The following is a 20497-nucleotide window of genomic DNA, read 5'->3' as shown; positions in this document are numbered from 1 at the left end:
GTGACGTCATCCGCCGAGACCGGCTCCGGGCCCCGCCCGAAGTCCGTCATGCTCACGTTCCTGGGCATCCACCTGCTCGACCGGGCGAGCGCGATCTACTCGGGCAGCGTGATCGACGTGTTCGGCCGCGTCGGCGTCTCGGAGGAGGCGGTCCGCTCGACGCTGACCCGGATGGCGGGCAGCGGGTTGCTGACCCGCCACCGGCACGGGCGGAAGGTCTACTTCGGTCTCAGCGAGCGCCTCGCGACGGTCCTCGAGGACGGCCGTCGGCGGATCTGGGAGACCGGCGCGGTCAACCGGTCGGAGGACGGCGGCTGGACGCTGGTCGGCTTTTCCCTGCCCGACACCCGCCGCGGCGACCGGCACGACCTGCGCCGCCAGCTGACCTGGGCGGGTTTCGGCCTGCTGCAGAACGGCTTGTGGGTCGCCCCCGGCGTCCGGGACGTCGCGGCCATCGTCGAGCAGCTCGGCCTCGACGGGCACGTCACGGTGTTCACGGCGCACCCGGCGAAGCCCACCGAAGCGGCCGAGCTCGTCCGCAAAGCCTTCGACACGGCCACGATCGCCTCGCGCTACCACGACTTCATGGACAAGTGGGACGGCGGGAAGCCGGCGTTCCCGGACGACTTGACCCGGCAGCTGATGCTGCACTCGGACTGGCTGCACGTCGTCCGCCGCGACCCGCACCTGCCGGCCGGGCACCTGCCGCGCGACTGGCCCGCGATCGAGGCCGAGACGCTGTTCCGCAAGCTGGACGCGGACTTCCGCGAGGGCGCGGACCGGCTCGCCGCCGAGACGCTCGAGCTGTTGCCGACCGCGGCTCAGCCCGCCGGGTAGGCGTGCAGGCCCCGGCCGGTCTTGCGGCCCAGCCTGCCGGAGCCGACGAGCTCGGTCAGCAGCGGGCACGGGCGGTACATCGGCACGGGCCGAGTGACACCTCGGCGTTCGACTCCGGCGTCCGGTTGCTGCGGACCCGCTGGGACCGACACGACGGCCCACGAGCTGTGAAGCCGGGGCGGGCGGTGGCCGCCCGCCCCGGGTGGTTCAGCGGATCACCGCCGGCAGGGGTTGCCCGCCGGGTGCGCGGCGGTGCCGTGCACGTCGGCCTGGGACTCCGCGAGCACGATCTTCGCCAGCGGGGTCTCCAGTGAAACGGCCTGCTGCTTCACGACGCCGTTCGCGATGGTCTGGCCGTTCAGCTTCAGCGAGCCGATGACCAGCGCGATGGTCAGCGGCGCCGAACCCACCGTGACCGAGACGCCGTTGATCTTGAGCGACGCCACGCTCGAGCTGCCGCTCAGCACCGGGGCGAGCCCGCCCGGGGACGGCTGGCAGGTCGCCGCCGCCTGGGACTGGATCACGCCCAGTTCGATGGTCAGCCCGACCGTGCTGATCACCGTCTTGTCGATCCTGGCCGCCGCCTGCGCGTGGTCACCGGCCGCCGGAGCCGCCGACTGGTTGTCGGGAGCCAGGTCGGTCGAGGACGTCAGCGCGTGCGTCTCCACCTTGATCAGGCCGGCGTTGAGCGTCGCGTCGAGGACGCTCTTGCTGTCGTCGGCGCAGGGCAGGTTCGCCGGGTTGGCCACGGCGGCGGTGACGCCGATGACGTTCGCGGCGGTGCCGGTGCAGGAGAACACGCCGTCGCGGTCGTCGTCGACGATCGTGCCGACCCCGGTCGGGTCGACCAGCCCGGCGCCGACCGGAGCCGAGAGCGTCACGGTGAACGTCTCGTCCGGCTCGTCGACGGTGTCCGGGTTGACCAGCACGGTCACCGGCTTGGTCGTCTCGCCGGGCGCGAAGGTCACGTCACCGCTCGCCGCCTGGTAGTCGGCCGGTGCGGTCGCGGTGCCGTTCGCGGTGGCGTAGTGGACCGTCACCGGGTTCGGGCTCGCGCCGCCGAGCAGCGACACGGTGAACGTCGCCGGCACCGGCGCGCCGCCGGAGCCTTCGTTCACCGTGACGTCGTTGATGCTCAGGCCGAGCACGCGCACGGTCGTCGTCTCGACGAACCCGCGGGACACGCCGTCGACGAGGTAGTCGACCGTGCAGTGGTAGGTGCCGGGCGCGGCGTCGGCCGCGGCGGCGACGGTCTCGGTGAACGTCGCGACGTCCCCGCTGGGCACCTTGACGCTCGCCGGGTCGTTGGTGAGGGTCAGCTGCGGGTCGCAGTCGGTGACCTTCGGCGTCACCGTGACCTCGATGGACTTGATGCCTTCGAGGATGGCCTGCGACACCTGGTCCGACGGCACGTTGTTCAGCAGCACACCGCCGGTGGCCGTGGCGATGGCGCTCGCCTGGCCGTCGGCGTCCAGGTTGCCGACGTTGACCGCGACCACGCGGACCTTCGCCGCCTTGAGCGCGTCGATGGTCTGGGTCAGGCTGTGCCCGCCGCTGGGGTCGTGCGACGGCGCGTCGCCGAACCACGCGATGATGCGTGTGCCGTCCGGGCGGTAGGTGACCGCGCCGGTGGCCAGCTCGTAGAGCGCGTTGAGGTCGGCCTCCGGGAAGTCACCGCCGCCGGACGCGGCCCACTGGTTGATCCCGGCCTGCACCGCGGCGGTGTCGCCGGTGATGCCCTGGTTGACCTTGAAGGGCACGGAGTCGGTGAAGTCCTTGTACTCGGCGACGCCGAACTGGGCGGTCGGCTGCGCGGCGAGCACGTCCCCGGTGATGGCACCGGCGTTGGTGCGGACGTTGGCGATCGCGCCGGCCATGCTGCCGGTGGTGTCGGCGAGGAGCACGAGGTCGGGGTTCGGGGGGACGGGGGAAGTGGTGACGTGCTTGGTGACGGTCGTGCTCTGCCCGGCGGAGAGCGTGAGGTCGACGGTGGCCGGATCGACTCCCGGCGGCGCCGCGGCCGCGACGGCGGCCGGGGTGAGCAAGGCGCTGACCGTGGTCAGCGCGACGAACAAGGATCTCCGCGACATGGACTTCCTTTCCGAAGCCGGATTACTGCGGGTTGCCTCGGGAAGACGGAAAAGCCGGGAATTCGTTAGCGAGCCGGGGAAACGTCACTCGGAGCGCCCTGTGTCAAGGCGCTCAACGGGTCACGGCTTCCGGTTCGGCCTACGGGGACGAAGGTTCCACTGCGCCGGAGTATCGAAGATCGCCGGATGGGATTCACTCGATCCAGCGACGGAGAGGGGGTCGAGCGGCACGATGGGTGGGGGCCGTTGGCCGGAATCCGGCCGGATTTCACAGCGTGGGCCGCGAATTTCCGCCCGGATGTCGTAACGAGGAAGGGCTCAGCGGTCCGGCCGGCTCGCTTGGCCGAGGTCGGCGAGCACCGCGCGGGCGGCCCGGGTGCCGGACGCGAGGGCGCCCTGGAGCGAGCTCGTGTCCCGGTGGTCGCCGCACACGTACAGCCGCTCGCCCAGCCGCACGTCACGCCGGAGTTCGTGCGGTGGTGGCATCGCCGGAAGCCCGTGGACGATCTCGTACCGGGCGACCAGCGGCCACCGCGTCGCGTCGGTGCGGTACATCCGGCCCAGCGCCCGGCGCACTTCGTCTTCCGGCAGCGCCGTCAGGGCCGAAGCGCTCACGAGCGCGGCCCCCGGTGGGGCGTACGTCGGGCACACCTCGCTGACCACACTCGTGTTCACCACCGGACCGCCGCGTGCGTCGATCACGATCACCGGTTCGCGCAGCGGTGACTGCGGTGGGGCGAAGTACCACGTCGTCCCGCTGTTCCAGCGCGGCTCCGCGACACCGGTGAGCCGGGCGGCCGTGGAGCCGTCGGTGGCGACGACGACCGCGCGGGCCGTCCACGCCTCGCCGTCCGCCGTGCGGACCCGGCCCGCGCGGACCTCCTCGACCGGCGTGCCCAGGCGGACGGCCGACGTCGGCAAGGCCCGGGCGAGCTGCCTCGGGAGCTCGCCCATGCCCAGCGCCGGCAGCGACGGCGCCGACCGCAGGAAACTGCGCCACACCAGCTGGAAGAACCGGGACGACGTGCTCAGCTCCGGTTCCAGGAACACCCCGGACAGGAACGGCCGGAACACGGTTTCCACGGCCCGCGACGACACCCCCGCACGGCGCAGTTCGCCGGCGGTCGTGCGGTCTTCGCGGTCGATGACCGCCTGGACCGGTCCCGCCGCGACCCGGGCGGAGAGCGTGCCGAGCGCGGCCAGGTCCTTCGCCGACAGGTAACGCCGGGCCGCGATGTCGCGCAGGGCCTTGGGCGTGTCCAGCGGGTTGCCCAGCAGCGAGACGCGGTCGTCGTCGGCCACCCGGACCGCGCGCCAGAACCGGCCGAGGTCGAGGGCGTCGACGTCCACCAGCCGCCGGATCGCCGGGTAGGCCGGGTTGAGGATCTGGAACCCGCGGTCGAGGCGGAAGCCGTCGACGACGTCGGTGCGCACGCGGCCGCCGACGTCGTCCGAGGCCTCCAGCACGACGCAGGGCACCCCGGCCCGGTGCAGCGTGACGGCGGCGGCCAGCCCGGCGAGCCCGGCGCCGGCGATGACGACTTCGGGCATCCCGGTCACCGGCCGAAGTACTTCGTCGCGGCGAGCCGGTTCAGCAGGCCGATCCGGCCGCGGTTGGGGACCGAGCGCAGCGGGTGCCCGGCGAGTCCCCACCCCGCCAGGAGCGCGTTGGCCGCGGCCCAGCCGGTCGCGGCCGCCCGTTCCATCAGCGCCACCGGGAGGTCGATCCGCACGCCGTCGCCGGCCAGAACCAGCGCCGGGTCCGGCGTGACGACCTTCGGACGGCTTGCGAAGTCGCCGAGCCCGAACAGCGGGCAGTCCTCGCGCCACAGGGAGATCGACGCGGTGACCCGTGCGCCCAGGGTTTCGGGGTAGATCGAGTGCAACCGGTCGTCGACGGCCTTCACCAGCGTCTCCCGGTCGTCGGTGGTGGCCGCGTAGGCGTGCAGTTCCACGACCGAGCCGCCGGTGCGGGCCGCCCACCGCCGTGCCTCGCCCTCGTAGCGGTTGAGCAGGCTGATGTTGTCCAGCGGCGGCACGCTCCCGGTGCCCAGGAACGCCGGCCGGGTGGCTTCGACGGGCCGGTCGAGCCACAGGCGGCGGACCAGGAACGGCGGTGCCGTGCGCAAGCCGGCCACGGCCGCCCGCCAGTCCGGCGTGCCGAGGCTCGGCGACGCGGCGACGATCTCGCGCAGTCCCCGCACGTCACAGGCGAGCACGACGGTGTCGAACTGCCCGGTCTCGTGCGCCGTCGTGACCGCGAACCCGCCGGAAGTGCGCTCGAGGGCCGCGACCGGGGTGCCGGTCCGGATCGCCACCCGGCGGTCGGCCAGGTACCCGGCGAGGGGCTCCCACAGCGCCTGCGGGAACGGCTCGGCAGGCACGTCGAACACGAGACCTTCGCTGGAGCCGAGGAAGTACAGGTGGAACATGGTCGCCAGCTCCGCCGCGGACAGTTCGCGCGGATCGGCGAAGAAGCTGCGCGAGAACACCTCGAACGCCAGGTGCTTGGCCGCTTCCGGGAAGTTGATCGCGTCGAGGAAGCTCGCCGCGTCGGTGGTGTCGAGCCGGTGGTAGGTCTCCGGGACGCTGACCGTCGCCAGCGGCAGGGCACCGCGGCCGTTGATGCGCACCAGATCGCGCGGGGTGAAGGTCGGGCTGCGCCAGGCGAACGCCAGCGCGTTCCACGGCGGCGTCCGGGGGAGACCCGCGAAGGTGTCCGTGCGGCCCTGGGCGTCCAGCAGCGGGTAGTCGGCCAGCGGGGTCAGCCGGTCGAGCCGGGGATCGGTGCGCATGAGCAGTGACCGCAGGTTGTAGTACTGGCGGAAGAAGGCGTGGAAACCGCGGCTCATGGTGACGCCGGTGCCGTCCGGCAGCCGGTCCGCCCAGCCGCCGACCCGCCCGCCGAGGTGGTCGTCGCGTTCGAAGAGCGTCACCGTGACACCCCGCTCGGCCAGCCCGGTGGCCGCGGTGAGGCCGGCGATGCCGCCGCCGATCACCGCCGCGGTCGGGCGGTGGCCCAGCAGGGCGGCGTCGGCCAGGCCGGGCGGGGCCGGCCGCGTCTCGATCCGGGGATCGGTGCCGAGGGGGCGGGTCACGGGTGCTCCTGCGGGTTGGTGCCCAGGACGGTGTGGACGATGCCGTTCTGCCAGCCGGGCATCGAGGCGGTGCGGACGTCGGTGAACCCGGCGTCGGCGAGCCGGCCGGCGAGCGCGGCGATCCCGTCGAATTCCAGGACGCTGCGGCGCAGGTGGCGGTAGAGGGTCGCGTCGCCGGTGGTGACCTTCCCGAGCGGGATGATCACGCCCGCGCAGACGGCGTTCCACACCCACCGGGCGCGCCGCGAGTCGTGGACGGAGTACTCGTGGACCGCGATCCGGCCGCCGGGACGCAGCAGGCCGCGCAGCCGCCGCAGCTGCCGGGTCGGCTCGGTGAGGTTGCGCAGCAGGTACGCCGCCAGGATAGCGTCGAACGGGCCCGAGATGCCGTCGAGGTCCTCGACCGGCGTGTGGACGAAGGTGACGCCTTCGGGCCAGTCCTTCGCCCGGGCCTGGGCGAGCATCTCCCCGGAGGCGTCGAACGCGGTGACCTCCGCCCCGGGGGCGGCGGACACCAGCGCCGCCGTCGACGCGCCGGTGCCGCAGCCGGCGTCGAGCAGCCGCAGGCCCGTCCCGTCCGGCGGCAGTCCGAGCCGCCGGGCCGACAGCCGGAGGTGCTCGTGGTACCCCGGGTTGGCGCCGACCAGCTTGTCGTACCACCGCGCTTCGGTGTCGAAGGCCGACGGCACCGCACCGCGGGGGAGACCGTCCTTCGCCATCGCGTTCATGCGCGCTCCTCCCGTGCCGCGGATCGTTCCCACACCAGCAGTACCGCGGTCACCAGCGCGAAGCCGAAGAGGAAGTCTTCGACCGGGATGTCCCACGGGAAGCGCCGGCCGCTGATGTGCTGCGGGGCGTAGCGCACGATCGGGTCGGAGAGCTTGGTCAGCCAGCCGTCGACCGGGATCTGGAACGCGGTCACGATGACGATCGTGATCCAGTAGGCGGGCCGGCGGAACAACCCCGTGCGCAGCAGGAACAGCTCGGCCAGCACGACCGCGGCCACCGCGGCGACCGCCGGCACGGTGTAGCCCCACGGGATCACCGGCGGGCCTCCTGCCTGCCGACCCTGCTGCCGAGCCGCCGGAGCACCGCGAGGGTGAGCTGGACGATCTCGTAGGTCAGCACCCCGCAGATGGGGATCACCACGAAGAACAGGATTTCCTCCAGCGGCACGGCGAAGGGCGCGCGGATCCCGGTGACGTGCTCGGGCGCGTAGTCCCAGACGCCGCCGGCGATCGCCAGCGCGTCCCAGACGAGGAACACGAGCGCGACCGGCAGCACCGCGCGCGCCAGCCGCCGGGGCTGCCGGTAGACGCGCGCCCCGGCGATCTCCAGTGGCAGCGTGACCAGGACGCACGCGGCCAGCACGACGAGGTATTCGGCCTTGCCCACGTCAGCCCACCGCCATCGGCAGCGACGGCGCCGGGTGCCGCCGCCGGGCCCACTGCGTCCGCGCGACCGCCCCGCACGCCACCGCGAGCCGCTGCCCGCGGGACACCGCCGCGCGCCCGGCGAAGACGTCGTGGCCGGCGTCCTCGATCCGGTCGAGGATGCCGCCGTACAACCGCGCCGCGGTGGCCACGCACGGGCGCGAGACCGGGTGCAGCATGGCGATGCCCGGTGCGGCCTCGGCGTAGACGTCGCGGGTGACGGCGATCTGGTTGCGGATCGCCGCCCGGACCGGCTGGTCGGCCCGGCCTTCCTTGGCGCACCACTCGAGCCGGTCGCGGTCGACGCCGTGCGCGGCGAGTTCGTCGGACGGCAGGTAGACGCGGCCGCGGTCCAGGTCCTCGGCGACGTCACGCAGGAAGTTGGTGAGCTGGAAGGCTTTCCCGAGCGCGGCGGCCCGAGGCTCGGCCTCCTCGCGCGGGGCGACCGTGCCGAGCACCGGCAGCACCTGGAGGCCGATCACCTCGGCCGAGCCGTGCACGTAGGTGTCGAGCTCCTCGCGGGTGGCGTAGCTGTCGACGGTGAGGTCCATCCGCATCGACGTGAAGAACGCCTCGAAGTACGCCTTGGCGAGGGTGTACCGGGCGGCCGTGTCGATCACCGCGGTCAGCAGCGGGTCGTCGCTCCAGCCGGCGTCGAGGTCGGTGAGGAAGCGCTTCTCGACCTCGTGCAGGCGCGTGTCGAGCGTTTCGGGGGTGGCGTCGGCGTCCGGTTCGTCGACGATGTCGTCGAGCCACCGCGCGAAGCCGTAGAGCGCGTGGATCGCCGGCCGCTGCGCCGGGGTCAGCAACCGCGTCGCGAGGAAGTAGGTGCGGCCGTGCCGGGCGTTGAGCTCGCGGCACCAGGTGTAGGCCGCGCGCAGGCCCGGTTCGCGGATGCCGGCGGCGTCGAGTTCGCGTCGGGTCATCGGGTCCCTCCGGTGAGCCGGTCGGCAGCCAGTCTGCCGGAGACGAGCACGGTCGGCACGCCCACGCCGGGCACGGTGGCGCCGCCGGCCAGGACGACGTTGTCCGTCCCGCGGGGCAGGTTCCGCGGCCGGAACGGCCCGGTCTGCCCGAAGGAGTGGGCGTAGCTGAACGGCGTCCCGGCGACCAGGCCGCGGGCGGCCCACTCGGCCGGGCCGATGACGTGGGTGAAGTCCGGGGTGAAGCCGGGGAGCAGCCGGGCCCGGGCCACGTCGAGGACTTCTTCGGCGTAGGCGCCGGTGTCGGCGGCCCAGTCGGCGGGGCCGCGGTCGAGGTTGGGCACCGGGGCGAGGACGGAGTAGAGCTGGCGCCCGGGCGGGGCGAGCCCGGGATCGGTCGCGGTCGGCCGGGTGATCAGCAGCGACGGGTCGCTCATCCGCCTGCCCTGGGTGATGAGCTCGTCGAAGGTCGACCGCCACCCGTGCCCGAAGGAGATGGTGTGGTGCGCGACTTCGGCGTCCGTCGCGGGACCGCCGGCGTGCACGACCAGCGCGGACGGCGCGGCCCGCAGCGGCACCGGCCGCCTCGGCTGCCGTCCGAGCAGGCGGTAGCTCTCGGGCAGTTCGGTGGTGAGCACGACGGCGTCACAGGGATGGCGGACCCCGGCGGCGGTGCGGACGGCGGTGACGCGGGACCCGGCCCGTTCGAGTTCGCTGACGGCGTCGCCGTACTCGAACTTGACCCCGGCGTCGGCCGCGACGCGGGCGAGCGCCCGCGGCAGGGCCGCGATGCCGCCGGGCGGGAAGTACACCCCGCCGACGGTGTCCATGTAGGAGATCACGGCGTACAGGGCCAGCGCGCGCATCGGCGATTCGCCCGCGTAGAGGGCCTGGAAGGTGAACACGCGCTTGAGCCGCTCGTCCTTGAGGAACCGGCCGACCTGGCCGTCGAGCCGCCGGAAGCCGCCGAGGGCGACCAGCCGGGCCAGCTCGGGCCCGAGCATGCCGAGCGGGGAGTCGATGTTCGCGTCGATGAACCGGCCGAACTCGGCCTGGTAGAGCCGGGTCAGCCACGCGCGCAGCCGGGTGTAGCCCGCGGCTTCGGCCGGCCCGGCGAAGTGGCGGACCGCATCGGTCATCGCGGCCGCGTCGGTGTGCACGGGCAGCGTGCTGCCGTCGGCGAACCGGGCGACGTAGGCGGGATCGAGCCGGGTCAGCGGCAGCTCGGCGGCGAGCTCGGCCCCGACGGCGGCGAAGGTGTCGCTCAGGATCGACGGCATGGTCAGCACGGTGGGGCCGGTGTCGAGCAGGTAGCCGGGCCGCTCGACGCGCCCGGCACGGCCGCCGGGGCCGGGATCACGCTCCACGACGGTGACTTCCCGCCCTCGTCCGGCAAGGTGCAGGGCGGCGGCCAGGCCGGCCAGCCCGGCGCCCACGACGACGACGCGATTCACCGGTCCGGGCACGGTCTTCATCGGTCGCGCTCCGTGCACCGGGCCGCCAGCGCCGCGAGCAGCTCGCCGGCGTGGTGCGGGACCACCGCCGGGTCGATCGCCGCCAGTGCTTTGTCCGCGCGTTCGCGGATCAGCTCGCCCATGCGGTCGCGCGCTCCGGTGGCCTCGATGAGTTCCCGCCAGCGCGCGACCGCCTCGTCGTCCACGGTGTCGAGCTCGATCAGTTCGGCGAACTCGGCCTGCCGTCGCCGGTCGGCCATCGCCGCGGCGAGCACGACCACGCTGGAGGCCTTGCGTTCGCGCAGGTCCTGCCCGGCCGGCTTGCCCGTGACGGCCGGGTCGCCGAACACGCCCAGCAGGTCGTCGCGGAGCTGGAACGCCTCGCCCACCAGCCCGCCGAACTCGCCCAGCCCGGCCAGCAGCTCCGGGCCGCAGCCGGCCAGTGCGGCGCCGAACTCCAGCGGCCGCCGGACCGTGTAGTTGCCGGACTTGCGGCGCAGGACGTCGAGCAGGGTGTCCCAGCTGGGCAGCGCCCGCGCGTCGTTCACCAGGTCGGCGAGCTGGCCGACGGCCAGTTCGGCCCGCATCGCGTCGTAGTGCGGCCAGCCCCGCGCCAGCTGGTCGGCCGCCAGCCCGCTTTCGCGCAGCATCTGCTCGGACCAGACGAGGAAGAGGTCGCCGAACAGGATCGCGGCGGACTCGCCGAACCGCGGCGCCGAGCCCGCCCAGCCCTGCTCCTCGTGCCAGCGGGCGAACCGGGTGTGCAGCGCGGTGCGGCCCCGGCGCAGTGTCGAGCCGTCCATCACGTCGTCCTGGACGAGGGCGAAGCAGTGCAGCAGTTCGAGCGCGGCGGCCGCGCGGATCGCGGCGTCGGATTCCGGTTGCCCGCACCGCCACCCCACGTACGCGAAAAGCGGGCGGAGACATTTTCCGCCCGCCACGAAATCCGGGACCGCGGTTTCCGCGAGCGCTCCTTCGCTGCGTCCGGAAAAGTGCTCCCGCGCCCGCGCGTTCACGAATCCGTGGGCCTCGGCGAGGCAGCGGCGGCCCAGCGCGTCCAGCCGCTCGGAGGGCGCGTGAGGTGGCCGAGCGGCCACCCCCGTCGTCATGGTCGCGGTCATCCGGCGCCCTCCCACTGTCAGCCTATTCGATTCGCAACCGTTTCACATGTGGTGTAGCTTGTCTACTTGAACGCGGTGCACGCTGGTCAGCTCCGTAGGACCCTCGGGTTCGCTCGTCGTGTCTCGAGCGGTCTGGATCGATGGTGCATCGGAAGTGACCTCCCCGTGGCCGGGTGGCGATGCCACACGCCGTCCCGGCGGGCCCGCTGTCCCACCCCTCGGGCGCGGGCCCCCCACCCGGCGGCGCCTGCCCACACCCGGGCGCCGCCGGGTGTTATTCATGCCTGCGCATGCCCCTTTTCGGTCGGCTTAAACTCCGGTTTTCGCAGTGTTCGGAAAAATCGAGACCGAGGACGGCGTGGCTTTCGCGGCCGGTCTATTCTGCCTGCGTGATGGTTTCGCGGACTGCCGCATTCACCCGTCTCCCCTTCGCCCCGCCCGCAGTGACCGCCTGGCTCTGCGCCGCGGCGGCGGTGCTCTGCCAGATCCTCTACTCGGTGACCGAACCCGGCGGCCGCACGCCGCTGACAGTGCTCACGGTGTTGTGCTTCGCGGCGGCCTCCCTCGCCGACGCCTGGTTCCGCTGCGGCGCCCGCGCGGCCGTCACGCTGGCCGCCGTCGCGGGCGGCGGCGGGCTGCTGGCCGAGGTGACCGGCCTGCACACGGGATTTCCGTTCGGGCGGTACGAGTACACCGGCGTGCTGGGCTGGCCCGTCGCCGGCGTGCCGGGCATCGTCCCGCTCGCCTGGCTGATGATGGCGTGGCCGGCCTTGCTGGCCGGGCGCGCGCTGGCCGTGAAGCCGGCCGGGGTGGTGGCGGTGGCGGCGTGCGCGCTGGCGGCCTGGGACGTCTTCCTCGATCCGCAGATGGTGGACGAGGGGTACTGGACGTGGGCCTCGCCCGAGCCGTCGTTACCGCTGGTGCACGGCATCCCGCTGACGAACTTCGCGGGCTGGCTGCTGGTCGCCGTCCTCATCCAGGCGGCGCTGCACCGCTGGGTGCCGCGGCCGCCGGACCCGATCCCGGGCCCGGCCGCCGGTCCGGCGCCGTCGCTGTACCTGTGGACGTGGTTTTCGTCGGTGTGGGCGCACTTCGCGTTCTTCGGACGGCCGTGGGTGGCCGTCGCCGGCGGCGTGCTCATGGGCGCGGTGGCCGTACCCTTCGCGATCCGGCTGGGGAGGGGATTCCGATGGGCTCGCGTGTCCGCGTGATCGTGCGCGCCGCGGCGGTGGCGGCGATCGCCGCGGCCGCGCACGCGGCGTACAACGCCCGGATCGTCCGGGCGCCGCGCGAGGGACCGGCCCGATGCCGCGAAGCCGTGTCGATCCTGCTGCCGCTGCGCGACGAGGCCGGCCGCGTCGCCCCGGCGCTGCGGTCCCTGCTCGCGCAGCGCGGTCTCGACGACGCCGAAATCCTGGTGCTGGACGACTGTTCCGGTGACGGGACGGCGGAGGTCGTCCGCCGGATCGCCGGGTCACGGGTCACGCTGCTGACCGGTGTCGAGCCGCCGCCGGGAACGCTGGGCAAACCGCACGCGTGCCACCAGCTCGCCCAGCGGGCGCGGGGGAGCGTGCTGGTCTGCGTCGACGCGGACGTCGTGCTGGCGCCCGACGCCGTCGCGGCCGCGGTTTCCCTGCTGCGCGAGGCGGATCTGGACGCGGTGTCGCCGTTCCCGCGCCAGCACGCCGAGGGGTTCGGCGCCCGGCTGGTGCAGCCGCTGCTGCAGTGGTCGTGGCTCGTGCTGCTGCCGCTGCGGCTCGCCGAAAGGTCGCCGCGGCCCTCGCTGGCCGCGGCGAACGGCCAGTTCTTCGTCATCGACGCCGCGATGCTGCGCAAGTGCGGTGGTTTCGCGGCGGTCGCGGGCGAGGTGCTGGACGACATCGCCCTGATGCGCGCGGTGAAGCGCGCGGGCGGCCGCGGGGTGGTCGCCGACGGCAGCCGGATCGCGGAGTGCCGGATGTACGAGACGTGGCCCCAGCTGCGCGACGGCTACACGAAATCCCTCTGGTCGGCGACCGGTCCGCCCCCTGCGGCGGCGGCGATCGCCGCGGTGTTCTTGATCGTGTGGGTGCTCCCGGCCGTGGCGGCACTGGGCGGTTCGCGCGCCGGCCTGGCCGGGTACGCGGCCGGGGTCGCCGGACGCGTGGTGGCGGCCCGGCGAACCGGCGGGCGGGTGTGGCCGGACAGCTTGGCGCACCCGGCATCGGTGCTCGCGTTGACGGCCCTGATCAGCCGGTCCTGGTGGGCGCGAGCCACCGGGCGGTTGACGTGGAAGGGCCGTTCGGTGCCGGGCGGGGGTGCGGCGTGAGTGCCGTGACGGCGGGTGGAGGTGGTCTGGCCGGCGGTCCGGCGGCGACAGCCAAGCGCCACCAGATCCAGCCCGGAGCATCCGCATGAGCCGGGTCATCGTGGTGGGTGGCGGCATGGGCGGCCTCGCGTCCGCGGCCCGGCTCGCCGCGGCCGGGCACCCGGTCACCGTGCTGGAACGGTCGGCGTCGTGCGGGGGCAAGCTCGGCACCTACACCCGGGACGGCTTCACCTTCGACACCGGGCCCTCGCTGCTCACCCTGCCTTCCGTCTACCGCGAACTCTTCGCCGCCACCGGCGCGGACCTCGACGAGCTCGTCGACATCGTGCCGGTCGACCCGGCCTGCCGCTACCGGTTCGCCGACGGCACCGAACTGGCCGTCCCGCACGAGCGCTCGGCGGTGCCCGAAGCGCTCGAAGCAGCCTTCGGCGGCGGTGCCGGCGCGGAGTGGCGCGCGCTGATGCGCGACGCGGAGCGGCTCTGGGGCCTGGTCGGCGAACCCGTGCTGCGCCGTCCGCTGCACGGGACCCGGGACCTGCTCAGGCACGCCGGCGGAGTCCGGGACCTGATGGCGATCGCGCCGTGGCGCACCCTTCGCGGGATCGGGCGCCGCCGGCTGAGTGATCCGCGCGCCCGGATGCTGCTGGACCGCTACGCCACCTACACCGGCTCGGACCCGCGGCGGCTGCCCGCCGTGCTGAGCGTCGTCCCGTTCGTGGAGCAGGAGTTCGGCGCCTGGCACGTCCGCGGTGGCCTGCGCCGGCTCGCGGATGCGCTGGTGGACCGGCTCGCCGCCCTCGGCGCCGAGGTCCGGACGGGCGCCGAGGTCACCGCGATCGAGACCGGACCGGCGGGTGTCCGCGGCGTCCGGCTGGCGGACGGCGAGCGGCTCGCCGCGTCGGCCGTCGTGGCCAACGCCGACGCGGCCCACGTCTACGGCGACCTGCTCGACGACCCCCGCACCCGACGGCCGCGGCGGGCGCTGCGGCGGACACAGCCGTCGCTGGCCGGGTTCGTCCTGCTGCTCGCCTTGCGCGGCACGACGCCCGACCCCAGCCACCACCGCGTGCTCTTCCCGGCCCGCTACGACGCCGAATTCGACGCGATCTTCGGCCGCGCGCCGCGCCCGGTCGGCGACCCGGCGGTCTACGTTTGCGCGCCCGACGACCCGCAGTTGCACCCGCCGGGCTGCGAGGCCTGGTTCGTGCTGGTCAACACCCCGCGCCACGACCCGCCGTCCGGGGTCGACTGGACGGCGCCGGGGTTGGCGGAGGACTACGCGGACCGGGTGCTCGAGCTCCTCGCGGCCCGCGGGCTGGACGTGCGGAACCGGCTGCTGTGGCGCGAAATCCGCACGCCGGCGGACTTGGCGCGCGACGCGGGCGCGCCCGGCGGCGCGATCTACGGTTCCTCGTCGAACGGCCCGCGCGCGGCCCTGCTGCGCCCGGCGAACGCGACGCCGGTGCCGGGGTTGTACCTCGCGAGCGGGTCGGCGCACCCCGGGGGCGGGCTGCCGCTGGTGGCGATGTCGGCGGAGATCGTGGCGCGGCTGGTCGGGCCGCCCCCGCGCCGCCGGGACCAGCCGGGTACGGCACCGGGCACGGACGCCGTGAATGACTCATTCCTGACGTCCGGTGCAGTGAACGAGTCATTCACTGCACCGACGTCAGCCGCGCTCCCCGCCCCGCCCGAACGCCCGCACGACACCCACCCAGAGCTGGGCCAAGCCGATGAGTGACAACCCCGTCCCCAGCACCACGCAGGTCGTGCCCCACGGCCAGCCCGTCCACGGTGTCCCGGCCGGAGCCAGTGCCGCCCCGGTCACCGCCACCGCCGGCACGATCAGCCGCGTCGGGCGCTCCGCCACGGTGATCGCGCCCGGGCCGCGCAGGCCCGCCGCCTGCGCCCGGGCCCGGACGTACTCGTGCAGCAGGAGCACCACCGCCATCGCCGCGCACCACCCCGCCGGCGCCCCCAGCACGAGCAGCACCGCCACGAAACACAGTTCCGTCAGGCGGTCCGCGGCCGCGTCGAGCACCGCGCCGAGCGGGCGGGCGCGGCCGGTGCGCAGCGCCACCGCGCCGTCCAGGCCGTCGAACACCCCGGTCGCCACGATCGCCGCGACCGCGAGCCACCGCGCGTCACCGGCCGGCGAAGCGGCCCAGACGGCGGCCAGCGCGCTGAGCACTCCGCACCCGGTGAGCACGTCGGGCGGCACGCCCAGCACCGGACGGGCCAGCAGGTGGATCGCCCGCAGCCAGCCGACGGCGAGCGCGCTGCCCGACGCGTCGTGCGCGTGCGCCCGCGACCAGCCGGCCACCCCGTCGTCCTCCTCGAGCTCCGGAGGGCCGTCGTGAGCGCCCGGGAGGTGGCCCGCCGGGCGCGCGTCGTCCTGCGGGACGCCGCCCGGGAACTCCGCGGCCGCGACTTGTCTCTGTGGGCCGCCGGTGTCACGTTCTTCTCCGTGCCGGCCGTCGTCCCGCTGGTGCTCGTCGCCCTGCGGGGTGCCGCGGTCCTCGGGTCGCCCGAGTTCGTCCGGCACGGCGTCGCCCGCTGGGCGGACGCGCTGCCGCCCGGACACGGGCCGGGAGCGGCGCTCGAAGCCCTCGCCACGGCCGCGCTCGGCACGCCGTGGACCGCGCTGCTCGTCACCCTGCTCCCGGCCACCTTCTACGGCGAAGGCCTGCTGCGCGGCCTCGTCCAGGTCGCCGGGCAGCCCGCCGGGGCCCTCGTCGGCTGGCGGGGACGGCTGATGTTCGTGCCCGTCCTCGTGCTCGGCCCGACCCTGGCGATCGCCCCGCTGGCCACCGCCGACGCGGTGGCCGGTTACTACACCCGCGGCGGCTGGGCGACGTTCTGGGGCATCACGCTGTCGTTCCACATCGACTGGCTGATCATCGCCGTGGTCACCGCGATCGTGTTCGCCGGCGGCGCCCCGCGCGGCGTGCGCCGCGGGCCGCTGGTGGTGGGCGCGTTCGCCGTGGCGGCCGTGCTCGCCGGGTTCTTCCACGGGTTCCTCCTGTTCCTGGCCATCCCGCTGGACTGGAGTGTGCCGTTCGGCGGCCTTGCGGCGGTCGGTGCGGTGTCGGCGTTGATCCTCTGGCTCTACCTGCTCCACGTGCTGCTCCTGTTCGGCTACCGGCTGACCCTCAGCGCCGAACGCACCCGCCTGGGCGCGGCGGGGATCGATGCGGAACCGAGCCGGGGTGGTACCCGGTCCCCGTGAAACAACGCGCCCGCCGAATAAACTGTGATCCGGGTCACGAAAATGCTCCTCTGTGGGTGGTTCCCGGGTGCGGGGAGTTCCGGACGGGCGCCGGATGCCGTATCCGTTGAAGCGGACACAGCCGTCGCGGCTGTTCCGCCGGGGCGGCACCGCGTGGTGACCGCGCCGGTGGACGTCCCTGGCGTGTGGGAACGTGGTGCGGATGGACGTCGACGCGGTGAGTGGCCGGGACGAGCCCCGGGCCGGGGGCTCGTGGACGCCCGGAAAGGTCGCCGAGCTGCTCGGCGTCTCGCCGGTGACGCTGCGCACCTGGGCCGCGCGCTACGGGGTCGGCCCCACGCTGCGCGACGACGGGCGGCACCGGCGGTACACCGACGCCGACGTCCGGCGGCTGCAGTACATGCAGCGGCTGATCGACCGGGGCATGCGGGCCAGGGAAGCCGCCGCCGCGGCGTTCTCCCCGGCCGGCGAGGCGGTCCCCGAGATTTCCCCCGGACAGCGGGCCGAAGAGCTGGAACGCGCCGCGGAGGACCTCGAATTCGCGTCGCTGGCCGCGCTGCTCGACGAAACGCTGGACGCGCTCGGCCCGGCCGCGGCGTGGACCGAGGTGCTCGTCCCGGTGCTGCACCACCTCGGCGGCCGCTGGCTGCGCGGCGACGTCTGCTTCGACGCCGAATGGGCGCTGACCGGCGAGATCTCCCTGGCGCTGCAGCGTTACGGCGCCGGCTTCGCGAACACCCCGCCCGGCCGGGTGGTGCTGCTGGCCTGCTGCCCGCAGGAGCGGCACAGCCTGCCGATGGAGGTGCTGCGCGCCGCCATGGTGGAGGTCGGCATCCCGGCGGTCCACCTGGGGCAGATGGTGCCCGCCGAGACGACGGTCGCCGTCGCGGCCAAGCTCGATCCGGTCGTCGTGTTCCTGTGGTCGATGTCCGCCGGCACCGCCGACGACCTGCTGGCCCGGCGGCTGCGGCGGCGTGGCTTCGACGTCGCCACGGCGGGCCCGGGCTGGGAGAACCTGATCGAGCGGGACGTCCCCTGGGTCAACGACCTGGCCGCCGCCCTCGAGCTGGCCACCGAACGCCTGAAGGCGTGAACCCGCGCCCGGCACCCGCGAAAGCGTTGCGCAATCGCTCCACATGCCCGAGGATGACTCGCGTGCCGGCCTCCTCGGCCGGCGGTGGCAGGCGGGAGCGCGTCCGGTGGACCTCAAGCGGCAGGTGATCGAGCGCTGGCCGGCGCGGTGGCCGGTGCAGCCGTTCCGCGAGCCGGCGTGGGCGCGCCAGGAGCCCACTTACGCCGACTGCAGTCCCGCGCTGATCGAGGCCGCGGTCAAGCGGGCGGGCGCCCGCCCGTCGGGCAACTGGTTCGTCTTCGCCGCGGCCCGGGAAATCCGCGCCGACCGGCCGTTCGGGGTGCGGGTGGGCGGCCGCGAGCTGGTCGCGTGGCGCGGGCCGGACGGCGCGCTGCTCGTCGGCCCCGGCGCGTGCCCCCATCTCGGCGCGCCCCTCGAGCAGGCGCGCGTGCACTGCGGTGAGCTGGTCTGCCGGTGGCACGGCCTGCGCGTCGGCGCGGGCCGTCCGGGCTGGACGGCGCTGCCGTCCCACGACGACGGCGTGCTCGCCTGGGTCCGCCTGGACCGGATCGGCGGCGAACCGCCCACCGAGCGGCCGATCGTGCCGGTCCGCCCGGCCGGGACCACGGTCGACGCCGTGGCGACGCTGACCGGGACCTGCGAGCCGGAAGACGTCGTCGCCAACCGCCTCGACCCGTGGCACGGCGCCTGGTTCCACCCGTACTCGTTCGCGCGGCTGCGCGTGCTGTCGGCGCCGCAGGGCGTCGACGTCGCCGAGGCCGACGACCGGTTCGTCGTCGAGGTGACGTTCCGGCTGGCCGGGAAGATCGGTGTCCCGGTGGTCGCCGAGTTCACCTGCCCGGGCCCCCGCACGGTGCTGATGACCATTGTGGACGGTGAGGGCACGGGCAGCGTGGTGGAAACGCACGCGACCCCGCTCGGCCCCGGTCCCGACGGCCGCCCGCGCACGGCCGTGATCGAGGCGACGATCGCCGCGTCGGACCGGCCCGGTTTCGCGAAGGCGGCCGGCCTGGCGCCGGTGCTGCGGCCGCTCATGCGGCGCGCGGCCGAACGGTTGTGGCGCGACGATCTCGCGTATGCCGAGCGAAGGTACGCGTTGCGCGAAGAGCGCCGCTGACCGGAGGCGGCCGCCCTCAGTCCTTGACCGCGCCCGCCGCCAGCCCGGTGCGCCAGAAGCGCTGCAGCGCCAGGAAAGCCAGGATCAGCGGGATGATCGACAGCAGCGAGCCGGTGACCACGATGGCCTTCAGGTCCGGGTCCCGCGTGATCTGCGTGTTGAGGGTGTAGAGCCCGAGGGTCACCGGGTACAGCCGGTCGCTGGTCAGCATCACCAGCGGCAGCAGGAAGTTGTTCCAGATCGCGACGAACTGGAACAGGAAGATCGTGATCAGCGCCGGGGCCATCAGGCGCAGGCTGACGGTGTAGAACATGCGCACGTCGTCGGCGCCGTCGATGCGGCCCGCTTCCAGGAGCTCGTCCGGCACCGACGCCGCGGCGTAGACCCGGGCCAGGTAGACCCCGAACGGGCTGATCGTGCTCGGCAGCAGCACCGACCACACCGTGTTCGTCATCCCGGCGCCCGCCAGCATCAGGAACAGCGGCACGGCGAGCGCAGTCGGCGGGACCAGGACCCCGGCGAGGATCGCGGAGAACGTCAGCCCCCGCCCGCGGAAGGTGAACTTCGCCAGTGCGTAGCCCGCCATCGCCGACAGCAGCGTGGCCGCCGCGGCACCCACCACCGAGTACAGCGCGCTGTTGGCCAGCCACCGCAGGTAGAGGCCGTCACCGAAGGTCACGGTGTCGTGCAGGTTCTGGCCGAGGTGGTTGCCGGAGAACCAGAGGCCGAACGTCGTCGACAGGTCGGACGCGGACTTCGTGGCGGAGATCGCCAGCCAGGCCACCGGCAGCAGGAAGTACACCGCGGCGACGAACATCGCCGTGGTCACCACGGCGGAAGAACGGGTGGTCACAGGGCGGCCCTCGCGCGGGTGATCCGGAAGAACAGCCACGACAGGACCGCGATGAGCAGGGTGACGAGCACGCTCATCGCGGCGCCGAGGCCGTGGTTCTGGGCGGAAATCTGGGCGTAGGCGGCCATCGACGGCGTGTAGGACGACGAGACCGCGCTCGAAACGCCCGCCATGACCTGCGGCTCGGTGAACAGCTGGAAGGTGCCGATGATGGAGAACACCCCGGTCAGCACCAGCGACGGCGCGATGACCGGCACCTTGATCCGCCACGCGATCGTCCAGCCGGACGCGCCGTCGAGCCGGGCCGCTTCGTAGAGCTGGGGCGGGATCGCCTGCAGCGACGAATAGAGGATCAGCATGTTGTAGCCGGTGAACGTCCAGGTGACGATGTTCGCGATCGAGTACAGGATCACGTTGCCGGACAACAGGTCCGGGTGGATCCCGGCCGGGTCGAGCAGCTGGTTGACCGGCGAGAGGTTGGGGGCGTAGAAGAAGCCCCACATCACCGCGGCGATCACGCCCGGCACCGCGTACGGCAGGAAGAACGCCAGCCGGAAGAACCGCCGGAACCGTACGACCGCCGAGTCCAGGGCCAGCGCCAGCACCAGCGCGAGGCCGAGCATGACCGGGATCTGGATGACCCCGAACAGCAGCACCCGGCCGACCGAGCCGACGAACCCGGCGTCGCCCAGTGCCGCGGTGTAGTTGCCCAGACCGGCGAACACCTCGACGGGACGGCCGTAGGTCGAGGTCCGGGTGACGGCGGAGAAGCTCTTCACCACGGCCACCACGATCGGGGCGACGTAGAACACCGCGAACCCGAGCAGGAACGGGGTGAGCAGCAGCCACGCCGCGCGGGCGCTGCCGCTCGCCCGCCGCCGGCGCGCCACCCGGGGGCGGGGCGGGGCGCCGGCGACGGTCTGGGACGCTGCGACAACCATCGT

General features: G+C 73.9%; 20 protein-coding genes. 7 read left to right on the top strand and 13 right to left on the bottom strand.

All coding sequences use genetic code 11. From position 1 onward, the window contains the following. Positions 1-837 (top strand): PaaX family transcriptional regulator, encoded by an 837-nt coding sequence (locus IE317_RS23140; protein WP_229902871.1) that lies wholly within the window; start codon positions 1-3, stop codon positions 835-837. Here the strand turns inward: IE317_RS23140 and IE317_RS45495 are convergent. The 10 genes from IE317_RS45495 to IE317_RS23090 all read right to left on the bottom strand — a co-directional run bounded on the left by IE317_RS45495 (position 822) and on the right by IE317_RS23090 (position 10956). Continuing rightward, on the bottom strand, positions 822-923 hold the full coding sequence (locus tag IE317_RS45495) for a 3-hydroxyacyl-CoA dehydrogenase family protein (protein WP_373309099.1): 102 nt from the start codon (positions 921-923) through the stop codon (positions 822-824). The two genes, IE317_RS23140 and IE317_RS45495, sit on opposite strands and share 16 nt — an antisense overlap. Before the next feature lie 129 nt (positions 924-1052). After that, on the bottom strand, positions 1053-2927 hold the full coding sequence (locus IE317_RS23130) for a Calx-beta domain-containing protein (RefSeq protein ID WP_191313397.1): 1875 nt from the start codon (positions 2925-2927) through the stop codon (positions 1053-1055). A 318-nt stretch (positions 2928-3245) separates the two neighbouring features. Next, positions 3246-4487 carry an NAD(P)/FAD-dependent oxidoreductase gene (locus tag IE317_RS23125; protein WP_191313395.1) on the bottom strand — a complete coding sequence of 414 codons (1242 nt, stop codon included), beginning with the start codon at positions 4485-4487 and terminating at the stop codon, positions 3246-3248. Next, complete coding sequence (locus IE317_RS23120) at positions 4484-6025, bottom strand: NAD(P)/FAD-dependent oxidoreductase (protein WP_191313393.1); 1542 nt, start codon at positions 6023-6025, stop codon at positions 4484-4486. Before IE317_RS23120 ends, IE317_RS23125 begins: the two co-directional genes overlap by 4 nt. After that, positions 6022-6753, bottom strand: a complete 732-nt coding sequence (locus tag IE317_RS23115) for a class I SAM-dependent methyltransferase (protein ID WP_191313391.1) — start codon at positions 6751-6753, stop codon at positions 6022-6024. Before IE317_RS23115 ends, IE317_RS23120 begins: the two co-directional genes overlap by 4 nt. Then, positions 6750-7070, bottom strand: coding sequence for a lycopene cyclase domain-containing protein (locus tag IE317_RS23110; protein ID WP_191313389.1), 321 nt, complete (start codon positions 7068-7070; stop codon positions 6750-6752). The genes IE317_RS23115 and IE317_RS23110 overlap by 4 nt, the downstream gene beginning before the upstream one ends. Continuing rightward, positions 7067-7420: a lycopene cyclase domain-containing protein gene (locus IE317_RS23105; protein WP_191313387.1), complete on the bottom strand. Its 354-nt coding sequence runs from the start codon at positions 7418-7420 to the stop codon at positions 7067-7069. The genes IE317_RS23110 and IE317_RS23105 overlap by 4 nt, the downstream gene beginning before the upstream one ends. Before the next feature lies 1 nt (position 7421). Next, positions 7422-8384, bottom strand: coding sequence for a phytoene/squalene synthase family protein (locus IE317_RS23100; RefSeq protein ID WP_191313385.1), 963 nt, complete (start codon positions 8382-8384; stop codon positions 7422-7424). Further along, a complete protein-coding gene (gene crtI / locus IE317_RS23095; RefSeq protein ID WP_191313383.1) occupies positions 8381-9856 on the bottom strand; it encodes a phytoene desaturase family protein in 1476 nt (491 codons plus the stop codon). The genes IE317_RS23100 and crtI overlap by 4 nt, the downstream gene beginning before the upstream one ends. Then, a complete protein-coding gene (locus IE317_RS23090; RefSeq protein ID WP_191313381.1) occupies positions 9853-10956 on the bottom strand; it encodes a polyprenyl synthetase family protein in 1104 nt (367 codons plus the stop codon). Before IE317_RS23090 ends, crtI begins: the two co-directional genes overlap by 4 nt. A gap of 443 nt (positions 10957-11399) precedes the next feature. Here IE317_RS23090 and IE317_RS23085 point away from each other — a divergent pair, with 443 nt between their 5' ends. The 3 genes from IE317_RS23085 (at position 11400) to IE317_RS23075 (ending at position 15002) form a co-directional block, all read left to right on the top strand. Beyond that, entirely contained in the window at positions 11400-12167 is a 768-nt protein-coding gene (locus IE317_RS23085) for a carotenoid biosynthesis protein (protein ID WP_229902870.1), read from the top strand. After that, the gene (locus IE317_RS23080) at positions 12146-13264 is read left to right on the top strand and encodes a glycosyltransferase (protein ID WP_191313377.1); all 1119 of its coding nucleotides are present in this window, start codon (positions 12146-12148) and stop codon (positions 13262-13264) included. Before IE317_RS23085 ends, IE317_RS23080 begins: the two co-directional genes overlap by 22 nt. A gap of 85 nt (positions 13265-13349) precedes the next feature. After that, positions 13350-15002: a phytoene desaturase family protein gene (locus tag IE317_RS23075; protein WP_229902869.1), complete on the top strand. Its 1653-nt coding sequence runs from the start codon at positions 13350-13352 to the stop codon at positions 15000-15002. On the opposite strand, the gene IE317_RS23070 is transcribed toward IE317_RS23075, so the two are convergent. Then, positions 14931-15584: a CDP-alcohol phosphatidyltransferase family protein gene (locus tag IE317_RS23070; RefSeq protein ID WP_191313375.1), complete on the bottom strand. Its 654-nt coding sequence runs from the start codon at positions 15582-15584 to the stop codon at positions 14931-14933. The two genes, IE317_RS23075 and IE317_RS23070, sit on opposite strands and share 72 nt — an antisense overlap. 33 nt (positions 15585-15617) lie before the next feature. On the opposite strand from IE317_RS23070, the gene IE317_RS23065 reads away from it, so the two are divergent. The 3 genes from IE317_RS23065 to IE317_RS23055 all read left to right on the top strand — a co-directional run bounded on the left by IE317_RS23065 (position 15618) and on the right by IE317_RS23055 (position 18700). Continuing rightward, positions 15618-16490: a YhjD/YihY/BrkB family envelope integrity protein gene (locus tag IE317_RS23065; protein WP_229902868.1), complete on the top strand. Its 873-nt coding sequence runs from the start codon at positions 15618-15620 to the stop codon at positions 16488-16490. A 202-nt stretch (positions 16491-16692) separates the two neighbouring features. Further along, the gene (locus IE317_RS23060; protein ID WP_191313370.1) at positions 16693-17583 is read left to right on the top strand and encodes a MerR family transcriptional regulator; all 891 of its coding nucleotides are present in this window, start codon (positions 16693-16695) and stop codon (positions 17581-17583) included. Positions 17584-17689: 106 nt separating this feature from the next. After that, entirely contained in the window at positions 17690-18700 is a 1011-nt protein-coding gene (locus tag IE317_RS23055; RefSeq protein WP_191313480.1) for a DUF5914 domain-containing protein, read from the top strand. A gap of 16 nt (positions 18701-18716) precedes the next feature. On the opposite strand, the gene IE317_RS23050 is transcribed toward IE317_RS23055, so the two are convergent. Both IE317_RS23050 and IE317_RS23045 read right to left on the bottom strand, forming a co-directional pair. After that, positions 18717-19532: a carbohydrate ABC transporter permease gene (locus IE317_RS23050; RefSeq protein WP_191313479.1), complete on the bottom strand. Its 816-nt coding sequence runs from the start codon at positions 19530-19532 to the stop codon at positions 18717-18719. Positions 19533-19549: 17 nt separating this feature from the next. Beyond that, positions 19550-20494, bottom strand: coding sequence for a carbohydrate ABC transporter permease (locus IE317_RS23045; protein ID WP_191313368.1), 945 nt, complete (start codon positions 20492-20494; stop codon positions 19550-19552). Positions 20495-20497: the final 3 nt, after the last annotated feature.

The sequence above is a fragment of the Amycolatopsis bullii genome, assembly GCF_014654205.1.
GTDB lineage: Bacteria > Actinomycetota > Actinomycetes > Mycobacteriales > Pseudonocardiaceae > Amycolatopsis > Amycolatopsis plumensis.
The sequence above is the reverse complement of the archived record's forward strand: the minus strand, read 5'-3'. Positions and strand labels throughout refer to the sequence as shown.

Coding starts and splice junctions, on each gene's coding strand:
- IE317_RS23115 (WP_191313391.1), bottom strand. CDS start 6,753: ATGAACGCGATGGCGAAGGACGGTCTCCCCCGCGGTGCGGTGCCGTCG.
- IE317_RS23060 (WP_191313370.1), top strand. CDS start 16,693: ATGGACGTCGACGCGGTGAGTGGCCGGGACGAGCCCCGGGCCGGGGGC.
- crtI (WP_191313383.1), bottom strand. CDS start 9,856: ATGAAGACCGTGCCCGGACCGGTGAATCGCGTCGTCGTCGTGGGCGCC.
- IE317_RS23045 (WP_191313368.1), bottom strand. CDS start 20,494: ATGGTTGTCGCAGCGTCCCAGACCGTCGCCGGCGCCCCGCCCCGCCCC.
- IE317_RS23100 (WP_191313385.1), bottom strand. CDS start 8,384: ATGACCCGACGCGAACTCGACGCCGCCGGCATCCGCGAACCGGGCCTG.
- IE317_RS23130 (WP_191313397.1), bottom strand. CDS start 2,927: ATGTCGCGGAGATCCTTGTTCGTCGCGCTGACCACGGTCAGCGCCTTG.
- IE317_RS23075 (WP_229902869.1), top strand. CDS start 13,350: ATGAGCCGGGTCATCGTGGTGGGTGGCGGCATGGGCGGCCTCGCGTCC.
- IE317_RS23090 (WP_191313381.1), bottom strand. CDS start 10,956: ATGACCGCGACCATGACGACGGGGGTGGCCGCTCGGCCACCTCACGCG.
- IE317_RS23080 (WP_191313377.1), top strand. CDS start 12,146: ATGGGCTCGCGTGTCCGCGTGATCGTGCGCGCCGCGGCGGTGGCGGCG.